The sequence below is a fragment of the Asticcacaulis sp. genome, assembly GCF_020217185.1.
In the GTDB taxonomy this organism is placed as follows: domain Bacteria; phylum Pseudomonadota; class Alphaproteobacteria; order Caulobacterales; family Caulobacteraceae; genus Asticcacaulis.
Genome location: NZ_JAIWNX010000113.1, coordinates 1 through 10,000 on the forward strand (window position 1 = coordinate 1; position 10,000 = coordinate 10,000).

Sequence of the window (10,000 nt, forward strand, 5' to 3'; positions counted from 1 at the left end):
TTTACCGACAAGGAAACGGCACCTAAATACCGCGACAAAAGGGCCGTATGTCGCAAACGGAACAAATCACCGGGGATTGACGCACACGCCGCAAATTCGCCTCTTACGATACATTCCGAATACGATTACCCGTCGCTGAGGAGTGGGGCACATGTCAAATAACAGCACTTTACCGCGAGAGGACTGGCAATTCAGCGGGGATTCGTTTGAGGGTTTGGCTCAGATTCTGCACCGTTACTGCGATATAACGGCCCAGCAACCCGATCCCGCGCAGCCTTTAAACTGGCGGTTGAATTTATCCTCTATTGAGTCGCGTCACCTCAAGGACCCTGTCTATTTGAAGCTCGCCATGGTGGAAACTACGGCGGACTGGTCCTTTGCGCCCCATACGCCCGGCGACGACATCATTATGAGCTTTCCTCTGGAAGGCCGCCAAAGCCACACCTTTGCCGATCAGACGGTCGAAATCGGCAAGGGACAGGCCATCATGTACCAGCAGTGTGAGCAACTGCGTCAGTCCTTTATGGCCCACGATCGTGTGGCGCGCTCGGTATCGCTGCGCCTGAGCAATAAATGCGTGCGGCGCATTATTGCGCGGCGCACGGGGCGCTTTGATCGTCTGCGCACCGATTTCCGTCAGGTGATCGAACAGGGCATGCCCGGTTTTGGCCTGATCCCGGCGCTGGTCGGCACGATGTCCGGCCTTGATTCCGAGGCGGTCTTTTCGGTGCTGTCCGAAGAAACGCGCCATGCCCTGATCACCGCCATGGGGGAACTGGTCTTTGATCTGGTGCCCAATGTGATGCGCCGTCACGTGCGCCTGTCCGAAGCGGACGGCGTCCCGCCCTATATCCGCAAGGCCTGCGATTACATCGTCCACCACTATCGCGACGCCCTCACCATCCGCGAACTGGCCGAACACTGCGCCGTCAGCCTGAGAAAACTCGAACGCGGGTTTGAGCAGAGTCTGAGGATGAGCCCGTCCGCCTTCGTCAAGAAGGTCCGCCTGGACGCCATCCGGGCCATTCTGACCTCCGGCACCTATCGCGGGACCATCTCGGCGCTGGCGGCGGAGTGCGGTTATTCCAGCCGCCACCGCTTCCTGAAAGACTATACGGCCCGGTTCGGAGAAACCCCCAAGGAAACCCTGCGCGCGCACAAGCCTTAACCACAGGCCGGGCCTGGTGTCCTGAATCTGAAATTCGCATGTGCTTGATATCGCTCTCTGGCGAATTTCAGATTCAACAGGACACTAGCAAATTATTGTAAATCGTATCGTTTTCGAATTTGAAGTTCGCCCGGCTCTCGATATCAAAATGAAGCGAACTTCAAATTCACGATACTAGAGGCAGCGTACAGTATCGTTAATTACGGTTTAAGATATTCGCGTTATGGATGTATAGTGCCCGTATTACCCTCAAACCACGAGGAGCGAACCCTATGTTTGCTATGCCATCGGCTATGGGCACAGGTCCCGTCAGCCCGCCTGCTCACCACCCGACGAACGGTGCCCCCTCATGAAAACGGCACTTATTCTGGAGGTTCCCAATGATCTGCACGCCAAGCTGGGGGACGCGCTTTCGGACGCGGCCATGCTTGAGCGGGTGGAAGAGGCCCTGCACACCCTGTCGGCACAGTTCAAGGGCTGGTTGTCCGACGACATCATCCGGCTGAACAGGGCCGTTAAAGCCGCCTGTCAGACGCCCGGTGAGGCGAGCCGCCGGGAGCTGCTGAGACATTACGGCGACCTCAAGGGCATGGGGACGACCTACGGCTACCCGCTGGTCAGCCGTGTGGCCGCCTCGGCCTGCCTCTTGCTGACGGCCAACAGCGATCTGCCGCTGACCCTGCCCCTGCTGGAGGCGCACGCCGCGGCGATCACCGTGCTGGTCGATTGCGAGATCAGGGACGAAAGCCACGCGGAGGGCCAGAGGCTTGCGCACGAGCTGGAGGTTCAGGTGCAGCCGTTCCACAGCCGCGTCGTAAGGCTCTGAGGTCAGACGCGGTTGGCGTCGGGCTGAGTCAGCTTGCGGAAATTCATCCAGAACAGGATGGCCCCAAGCGGGATGGACAGAAGGATGATCAGCGGCTGATAGAGGCCCAGACTGAACCGGGACGGCGGCAGGTTGGCCGTGAACAGGTTCAGCGCCATACGCCCTTCCAGCCAGTTGAAGCTCATCAGCCCTACCCCCAGCAGGATCAGGCCGATCCACACAAAGCGCCAGCGCACGCGCGGGGCGGCGATGCAGATGAACAGGGTCACCGCACAAAAAATCAGGTTGATGACCGCCAGCCCCAGAAGCGCATAGTGTTCGATGCTCTGCCCGCTCAGGCGGAAGGCCGTGCGTTCAAACAGCGACGCGCGGTAGGTATTCATATTGAACCCCGCCACCGCCTGCTTCGCGGAGCCCGGTTCGACCGTCACAGTGGCGATGATCCAGCGGTCGGAAAATTCGTACTCCAGCGCCACAAACACGAAGCGCTTGCCGCTCAGGTCGCGCACCATATAGCCGACGGGCTGGATATTGCGCGGCGCTTCCTGCGGCAGATACAGATAGACGCGCTCCATAATCAGCTCGAAATTGGCGTCGATATAGTCGTTGTTCATCTGCGCGCGCACGGCCGGCGTGTCGCGCGTCTGCATCAGGGCGACAAAGTCCTTCGACTGCCCCACCTCCGGCTCCAGCCGCGCCAGTTCCCGCGACAGGCGCTCAGCGCGCTGACGCTGATCCAGCGTGCCGCCCAGCACATAGAGCTGGCTGACCAGCAGCATCAGGCTCAGCACCGCGCCAATAATTTTCCGGAACAGACCCATCTACCCACCCGTTAACCTTTTTAGTGTTGGCACGGGCGGGGGCTTCGCAAAAGCCCTTTTTTACGGTTTTTGGCGGATGGGCGGCAAAGCGTTGCAAATATCCACCGCTCCGGCCGACACCGCGAAGAAATCGTCCTTGCGGTTGGCGCGGGCCTTTACCCAGGCGGCAAAGGTCGGGCTTTGCGTATCGAGATACTGAAAAGATGGACGCTCCGTGGACGGAAGATCGGCGGCGATGCGCACGGACACAATCTTTGTGCGCTCCGCCTCGGTCTTGTAGAAGCCCAGAGCCTCTGTGCCGCGCGGACGGGCGCTCAGGGCGTCCATGCCCGACACGACGCGCCCGGCCATAGCCAGATTGCGGTCGAGATGGCGCGGCGCGTGGCCGATAATGGCGTAAAGCTGCGACGAAGACCCCGTATCCGGATTGAGGCCGCGCGCCACACCGACCATGCCGTAGCAATGCGGCAGCCATTGCGCCTGACCGTCCGTGGCCACAGGCCAGCCGTCCACGTGCCCGACCTGAGTCGCATAGGCGTCACGATAGGGCAGCGGGCGGAAGGCTTTGGACAAGGGCTGTTCATACTCGGCGGGCGGCGCGGCCTTTACGGCCTCCGGGTATTTGGGTTCCGGCTCGTCTGGCCAGCCCCATTGACTGACATAATTGTCCTGTGAGCGGATAATGGCCGAGCCATCCCACCACTTCGCGCGGGCAAAGGCGCGGACATTGGCCACGTGCTGCGGCGAAAAGGTCGTGGCCAGTTGCACCACCACCTTCGACCCGTCAGCCAAGGTCATGACCATCAGGTCTTCGGCCGGGATATCCTTCCAGGCGGTCGCAGGCGCGCTCTCCAGCACAGACGACGGGGTAACAGGCTTGTCCTGCGCTGACGCTTGCGTGGCGACGACCGCCAGAAAAACAGCCAGGCTCAGTGTGCGGATGGTCATGCGTTGCGTCCCCTTTAATAACAGCAGAAACCTTATCCCGCCCCCGGCTGACCGCAAGTGGAAAAATCACGCGATTGGCTGTTGCATTTTGCGACGACTAAAGTCGAATAGCCGCCGGGGCGGGGCTGTTTTACCCTCCTCCCCTGAGCTTCCGCGCCATAAGGAAGACGAACAAGCGGCTGAAGGCCAAAAAAGACAGGCCGAGTTATAGGCCAAAACAGGAAGGACAACCCGAAATGAGTTCCGACGAGGTCTATCGTCGTATCTACGACAACCCCAAATTTCAGGCGCTGGTCAAAAAGCGCGGGCGCTTTGCCTGGACGCTGTCGGCCCTGATGCTGCTGGCCTATTACGGCTTTGTCTGCCTGATCGCCTTTGACCCGAAGCTTTTGGGTACGCGCATGCAGCCGGATGCGGTCCTCACCTGGGGCATTCCGGGTGGCATCGGCCTGATCCTGCTGTGCTTTATCCTCACTGGTATCTATGTGCAGCGCGCCAATGGCGAATTTGACCGCGAAGTGCGTCAAATCCTTGAGGAGGTCGGGCAATGAAGGGCTTCTCATTCAGCTGGCGCGCCCTGTTCGGAGCCGCGCTAATCAGCGCGGTCCCGGCCATGGTGCTGGCCGATTCCATCAATGGCGAGGTGCAGAAGCAAGGCACCAACTACATCGCCATTGCCATGTTCCTGGCCTTCATCGTCCTGACGCTGGGCATCACCAAATGGGCCTCGGCGCGCTCGGCCTCGACCAAGGACTATTACACCGCCGGCGGAAAGATCACCGGCTTTCAGAACGGTCTGGCCATTGCGGGCGATTACATGTCGGCCGCCTCGTTTCTGGGCATTTCGGCGCAGGTCTTTACCTCCGGCTTTGACGGCCTGATCTATTCGATCGGCTTTCTGGTCGGCTGGCCCATCATCCTGTTCCTGATGGCCGAACGACTGCGCAATCTGGGCAAGTTCACCTTCTCGGACGTGGCCTCCTACCGTCTGGGGCAAAAGCCGATCCGCTTCCTGTCGGCCCTGTCTTCGCTGACGGTCGTGGCCTTCTACCTGATCGCGCAGATGGTCGGGGCGGGCAAGCTGATCCAGCTTCTGTTCGGGCTCGATTACCTGATCGCCGTGGTGCTGGTCGGCGTGCTGATGGTGCTCTACGTGCTGTTCGGCGGGATGCTGGCCACCACCTGGGTGCAGATCATCAAGGCCGTCCTGCTGTTGTCCGGCGCCACCTTCATGGCCGTCATGGTGCTGAAATCGGTCAATTTCGACTTCTCCGCCCTGTTTGAAAAGGCCGTCGAGGTGCACCCCAAGGGCGATGCCATCATGGCCCCCGGCGTGCTGATCAGCGACCCGATCTCGGCCATTTCGCTGGGTCTGGCCCTGATGTTCGGCACCGCCGGTCTGCCGCACATCCTGATGCGCTTCTTCACCGTCAGCGACGCCAAGGAGGCGCGCAAGTCGGTCTTCTACGCCACGGGTTTCATCGGCTATTTCTACATCCTGACCTTCGTCATCGGCTTCGGGGCCATCCTGCTGGTCGGCACCAACCCCGCCTTCAAGGACGCGGCGGGTGAGCTTCTGGGCGGGTCGAACATGGCGGCGGTGCACCTCGCCAAGGCCGTGGGCGGTGACTTCTTCCTCGGCTTCATCTCGGCCGTCGCCTTTGCCACCATTCTGGCCGTCGTGGCCGGTCTGGCTCTGGCGGGGGCCTCCGCCGTGGCGCTCGACCTCTATACCCACGTCCTGCGCGGCGGTAACGTCAATGAAAAGGCGCAGATGGCGGTCTCCAAAGGCGCGGTCATCGTGCTGGGTATCGTGGCCATCGTGCTCGGCATCGTGTTTGAGAAGCAGAATATCGCCTTCATGGTGGGGCTGGCCTTCTCGGTGGCGGCGGCGACCAACTTCCCCATCCTGTTCCTCAGCATGTACTGGTCGAAGCTGACGACGCGCGGGGCGGTCATCGGCGGGGCTATGGGCCTGATCACGGCCCTGACGCTCACCGTGCTGAGCCCGACCGTGTGGGTCGATGTGCTGCACCATCAAGCCGCCATCTTCCCGTACAAATATCCGGCCCTGTTCGCCATGATCGCCGCCTTTGTGGGTATCTGGCTGTTCTCGGTGACGGACACCTCCGCCAAGGCCAGGGCCGAGCGCGAGAAGTTCTTTGCCCAGTTCGTCCGCTCACAGACGGGGCTTGGGGCTTCGGAGGCGGTGGATCACTAAAGTGTTTGTGTAGAGTAAGCGTTTGCGCACAGACTGGCCGCTCCCACCCCGGAGCGGCCATTTTTATACCAACGGCCGAAGATGCTGACCGCATCCGGCCGTTGAAGACAGGAGACTGTCTCATATGAGTCAGTGACATGAGACAGTCTCGAATGGAATACCAAGAGTCATTTGCAATGACCCTTAGTATTATACCGCGCTGGGTTTTTGGCGGGCGCGGGCTTCGGCCACCGCCTGAACCATGTCCTCGCGGCTCTGAAACGCCCCTGGATAGACGGCATTGCCGACCACAAAGGACGGCGTGCCGCGGAAACCAAAGCCCATGGCCTGCGCGTCATTGCGCAGCAAAAGTGCCTCATAGGCCTCGGCCTTTTCACGATAGGCCGCCAGCGCCGCCGCCGGCGTCAGACCGGTCGCAGACAGGGCGGCAAACACATCGCCCTTGCTCAACTGACTGCCCGTCGCCATCAGGGCCAGATGCACGTCGAGATACCGCCCCAGCGCCTGCGCCCCCAGGGCCACCTGCGCCGCGTAGTGCGAGCCTTCGCCGAAGATGATCCAGTCGCGCATGACCAGCCGGATCTGACCGTCCTTCGCCACCACATCGAGCAGCAGCGGGTGCATCCGCTTACAGACGCCGCACTGATAATCGAAATATTCGACAATCGTGACATCGCCCTGCGGATTGCCCAGCACCGGCACCAGCGGATCATAGTGCACCTCAGGCAGCTTCGGCACAGGTGCCGGCTCTTGCGCAACAACGGGGGCCGCCAGAAGCGCCGGGGCGGCGGCCAGCAGATGACGACGGGAAATCATGGACGCGGACGCTCCTGCACAGCGGGTATAAGGACAGTAATGGGGATATAGCACAGGCCGTCTTCCTGACAGCCGCGATAGGTGAGCCGAACCGGCCCGGCATGGCGGAACGAGGCCCGCGCCGTACCATAATAGACCTCGGTCGGCCCGAAGGTCGGGTCGGGTTTGATGCGCCCGGCAGGCGTTTTAACGCTCAGGGGACGCCCGCTGGCGTCCTTCGCTTCGATATGGGCGCGATAGAGATAATAACCCTTCGGCATCCGCCAGCTCAGCCGCACCTGATCGTCGTGCCGTTGCCAACTGAACGCAAAGGCCCTGTCCGGCGGCAAGGGGGCTTCCCGCGCCGACGCGGAGGTCAGCACCAGCGGCAGGCACAGAAAAAGGGACATGACGCGCATGTCCCTGTCTCTATCAGCCGCCGACGGCAAAAACTAGCTCTTGGGCGCGAACAGCTTTGCTACCTCGGCCTTCTCGGCATCGGTCATCTGAGACTGGATCGACTTGAGCGCCGTTGTGGCGTTTTCATGCCCATGCACACGCGCGGCCATAAACCACACATAGGCCTTGACCAGATCCTTCGGACCGCCCTCGCCCTTGGTGTACATTACGGCCAGGTTAAAGGCCGCGTCCGCCTGTCCATTGCGGGCGGCGACTTCGAACCACTGACGCGCCGCCACATCGTCCTTGGGCAAGAGGCCGCCCTGATAGAAGTAGGTGCCGATGGCGTTCTGAGCGTCAGGATTGCCGCCGACCGCCGCCTCCTTATAGAAGACCAGCGCCTTTTGCGGGTCGGCCGCGACGCCTTCGCCGCTGTCGTAGGCGACGGCGATCTTGTACATAGCGCCTGGATGCTTGGCCTTGGCCGCTTCGCGGAACCAGCCCAGCGCCGTATTGGGATCGGCCTTGATAGTGCCTTCGCCATATTCGAGAATCTGCCCCACGGCGTATTGCGCCGGGGCATAACCGTATTTGGCGGCTTCGCTGTAGTTTTTATAGGCCTTGTTGAGGTCCTTCGGCACGCCATTGCCGTAGTAGTAGATGTCGCCGACGATCTTTGAAGCAGGAATGAAACCGATGGAGGCGGCCTTTTCGAACCATTTCAGCGCCTCTTTCGGATCGCGCGGCACGCCGAAGCCGGTCAGATATATCTTGGCCAGCGTCATGGTCGCTTCGGCCCGCGTCTCCATATAGTCCGGATTTTTGGGGTCAAACGGATGCGGCCGGCGCATGTTTACCGGCTGTTCGGCGACCTTGCGGAACCAGAAAATGGCGTCCTTGGGGCTTTTGGGCGTGCCTAGCCCTTCGAGATACATGCGCGCGATATAGAAGGCCGCGTCTTCATAACCGATCTTGTTATAGGCGGTTTTGAACATGGCCAGCGCTTCGGGGTACTTCTTCTGATCGAAGAAATCGAAGGCCTGATAGATGGTCTTGTCCCGGCGCAGAATGGTGGCGCGACCGGCAGCAAAACGACGATCCGTATCGGTACAGCCCCCTGTGCCCGTCTCCGCCCCCGACTCATCTGTGCCACGGTCCTGACGGTCAAAGAAGCCCGTTCCACTGCTCTCCCGCGACGCGTCGCCCAAGGGGCTGTTTTCGCTGAAATTATTGGGGTCGTTGATATCGTAGGTGCCGGTCGTTTCGCGGATATAGTCGGCGATGTAGTCCGAGCTGCCGTCGCTGCCGATAAACCCGCACGAGGAGGCGCTGCGTGTATCGATGCGCATATTCTGCTCAGGGACGCTGCTCTTTCTTTTGAGGAAGACGGTGACGTCGGTGACGTTATTCGCGCTCTCACTGGCAGCCGGGGCCGGGGTTTGCGCCGGCTTCTCTGTCGTCTGGGCCCATGTGCTTAAAGGTGCGGCCACAAGAACCAGCGCACACATACCGGCGTGAAATTTCGCAATGCCCTGACGCATCGTCTTCCCCCTCTTTCCCTGTGACAGACCTTGGACGGCCCTTGGTTATCTGCGTTTGATACGGCGCAAGGACCGCAAATCCTGCGCGCGATAATGAAGTTCGCGCAATTTGCGTCAAGTTCAATCGTCAATTGTGCCATCTTAATTGCGCGAACGCGGCTATCCGAACACAGCCTTGAGAATGGCGCTGGTGCGTTTGGCCGGATCGGTGCGGATGGCCGTCTCTTCGGTGCCGACATAGTGGAACAGGCCGCCCAGCGCCTTACCCACGGCGAATTCGCTTAAATAGACCTTCGGCTCTTTCTTGATATAGCCATTCAGCCCGTTGCGCTTGATGGCGCGGTCCAGCGCCTGCACCGCCCCCGTCTGCTGCAAGGCGGTTTCTATTGGTGGCGTGAACAGGGTGGTCAGGCGCGGCGTCGTCGCCTTTTGCAGATACTGCGTGCCGGAGGTCGGCCCGCCCTTCACGATACCGATGGCGTCCTGAATGGTCAGGGCCTTGATGGCATCAATAAACAGCCCCTTGGCCACCGGGGCGGCGGTTTCGGCAGCACGGTTCATCTTCAGGTGCACATCGTCCAGCGCCCCGGACAGGCCCAGCGGTTTCAGCGTCCTTTGCACCTTCGACAGGGTGTCGGGCAGCGGAATGCGGATCAGGCTGTCGCCCCAGTAGCCGTCGGTCCTCGCCACCCGCGTCACCGCGGCGGCGGCCCCCAGCGACAGGGCTTCGCGCAGGCCACTGTCGGCCTGCGAAGCGGTCAGCCCGCCTTTGGAGGCCGTCACGGCCTTGATCACCTTCGACAGATCGCTTTCGGCGGCGGCCTGCGTGGTCCACCCTGCCGAAATCAGTGCCGCTATCACAAAACGCCGCTCCATCCGCGTGCTCCCCATGGCTTTGGTTAACGATACGATGGCGCAGATGAATTGGGAATGAAAAAGGAGAAGCCCCTCCCCTGATTTGGCTTCGCCGAACTTCGTTTCAGGGGTGGATTTTGGAGCGAAGCGACAAAAGACGGTGGGGTTAATACCGTAGCTTTAACCCCACCGTCAGTCTCACCTTAGTTCGACTGCCACCTCCCCTGAAATCAGGGGAGGCTCTATCAACGACGCAGCAAACTCACATCGCGCACCGCGCCGGTATCGGCGCTGGTGACCATGGCAGCATAGGCCTGAAGCGCCGCCGAAACGTATCGCTCGCGGTTTTTCGGCGTGTAGGCATCCTTGCCACGGGCTTCTTCCTTCGCGCGACGCTCGGCGATCACGGCATCGGAAACCGCCAGC

11 protein-coding genes are annotated in these 10,000 nt (G+C 60.9%); 4 read left to right on the forward strand and 7 right to left on the reverse strand.

Annotated elements, in window-relative coordinates; all coding sequences use genetic code 11:
* Nucleotides 1-349: 349 nt before the first annotated feature.
* A complete protein-coding gene (locus LDL37_RS05600; RefSeq protein WP_366509217.1) occupies nt 350-1,168 on the forward strand; it encodes an AraC family transcriptional regulator in 819 nt (272 codons plus the stop codon).
* Nucleotides 1,169-1,517: 349 nt separating this feature from the next.
* A complete protein-coding gene (locus tag LDL37_RS05605; protein WP_290795427.1) occupies nt 1,518-1,994 on the forward strand; it encodes an Hpt domain-containing protein in 477 nt (158 codons plus the stop codon).
* 2 nt (nt 1,995-1,996) lie between these two features.
* On the opposite strand, the gene LDL37_RS05610 is transcribed toward LDL37_RS05605, so the two are convergent.
* Nucleotides 1,997-2,815 (reverse strand): hypothetical protein, encoded by an 819-nt coding sequence (locus tag LDL37_RS05610; protein WP_290795430.1) that lies wholly within the window; start codon nt 2,813-2,815, stop codon nt 1,997-1,999.
* A gap of 60 nt (nt 2,816-2,875) precedes the next feature.
* Nucleotides 2,876-3,763, reverse strand: coding sequence for a peptidylprolyl isomerase (locus tag LDL37_RS05615; RefSeq protein ID WP_290795432.1), 888 nt, complete (start codon nt 3,761-3,763; stop codon nt 2,876-2,878).
* 236 nt (nt 3,764-3,999) lie between these two features.
* On the opposite strand from LDL37_RS05615, the gene LDL37_RS05620 reads away from it, so the two are divergent.
* Together LDL37_RS05620 and LDL37_RS05625 are read left to right on the forward strand one after the other, a co-directional pair.
* Nucleotides 4,000-4,314, forward strand: coding sequence for a DUF485 domain-containing protein (locus LDL37_RS05620; RefSeq protein ID WP_290795434.1), 315 nt, complete (start codon nt 4,000-4,002; stop codon nt 4,312-4,314).
* A complete protein-coding gene (locus LDL37_RS05625; protein ID WP_290795436.1) occupies nt 4,311-5,984 on the forward strand; it encodes a cation acetate symporter in 1,674 nt (557 codons plus the stop codon). The genes LDL37_RS05620 and LDL37_RS05625 overlap by 4 nt, the downstream gene beginning before the upstream one ends.
* Before the next feature lie 189 nt (nt 5,985-6,173).
* Here LDL37_RS05625 and LDL37_RS05630 read toward each other — a convergent pair whose 3' ends face one another.
* The 5 genes from LDL37_RS05630 to LDL37_RS05650 form a co-directional block, all read right to left on the reverse strand.
* Nucleotides 6,174-6,800: a DsbA family protein gene (locus LDL37_RS05630; RefSeq protein ID WP_290795438.1), complete on the reverse strand. Its 627-nt coding sequence runs from the start codon at nt 6,798-6,800 to the stop codon at nt 6,174-6,176.
* Nucleotides 6,797-7,189 (reverse strand): protein-disulfide reductase DsbD N-terminal domain-containing protein, encoded by a 393-nt coding sequence (locus tag LDL37_RS05635; protein WP_290795441.1) that lies wholly within the window; start codon nt 7,187-7,189, stop codon nt 6,797-6,799. The genes LDL37_RS05630 and LDL37_RS05635 overlap by 4 nt, the downstream gene beginning before the upstream one ends.
* 42 nt (nt 7,190-7,231) lie before the next feature.
* Nucleotides 7,232-8,527, reverse strand: a complete 1,296-nt coding sequence (locus LDL37_RS05640) for an SEL1-like repeat protein (protein ID WP_290795443.1) — start codon at nt 8,525-8,527, stop codon at nt 7,232-7,234.
* A gap of 351 nt (nt 8,528-8,878) precedes the next feature.
* Nucleotides 8,879-9,595, reverse strand: a complete 717-nt coding sequence (locus tag LDL37_RS05645; RefSeq protein WP_290795445.1) for a DUF4197 domain-containing protein — start codon at nt 9,593-9,595, stop codon at nt 8,879-8,881.
* Nucleotides 9,596-9,819: 224 nt separating this feature from the next.
* Nucleotides 9,820-10,000 (reverse strand): hypothetical protein (locus tag LDL37_RS05650; RefSeq protein ID WP_290795446.1); only part of this gene is annotated, 181 nt, incomplete at its 5' end.

Bases quoted from the DNA above. Each gene is read 5' to 3' on its own strand.
- LDL37_RS05600 (WP_366509217.1), top strand. From the start codon at position 350: ATGGTGGAAACTACGGCGGACTGGTCCTTTGCGCCCCATACGCCCGGC.
- LDL37_RS05605 (WP_290795427.1), top strand. From the start codon at position 1,518: ATGAAAACGGCACTTATTCTGGAGGTTCCCAATGATCTGCACGCCAAG.
- LDL37_RS05610 (WP_290795430.1), bottom strand. From the start codon at position 2,815: ATGGGTCTGTTCCGGAAAATTATTGGCGCGGTGCTGAGCCTGATGCTG.
- LDL37_RS05615 (WP_290795432.1), bottom strand. From the start codon at position 3,763: ATGACCATCCGCACACTGAGCCTGGCTGTTTTTCTGGCGGTCGTCGCC.
- LDL37_RS05620 (WP_290795434.1), top strand. From the start codon at position 4,000: ATGAGTTCCGACGAGGTCTATCGTCGTATCTACGACAACCCCAAATTT.
- LDL37_RS05625 (WP_290795436.1), top strand. From the start codon at position 4,311: ATGAAGGGCTTCTCATTCAGCTGGCGCGCCCTGTTCGGAGCCGCGCTA.
- LDL37_RS05630 (WP_290795438.1), bottom strand. From the start codon at position 6,800: ATGATTTCCCGTCGTCATCTGCTGGCCGCCGCCCCGGCGCTTCTGGCG.
- LDL37_RS05635 (WP_290795441.1), bottom strand. From the start codon at position 7,189: ATGTCCCTTTTTCTGTGCCTGCCGCTGGTGCTGACCTCCGCGTCGGCG.
- LDL37_RS05640 (WP_290795443.1), bottom strand. From the start codon at position 8,527: ATGCGCATCGATACACGCAGCGCCTCCTCGTGCGGGTTTATCGGCAGC.
- LDL37_RS05645 (WP_290795445.1), bottom strand. From the start codon at position 9,595: ATGGAGCGGCGTTTTGTGATAGCGGCACTGATTTCGGCAGGGTGGACC.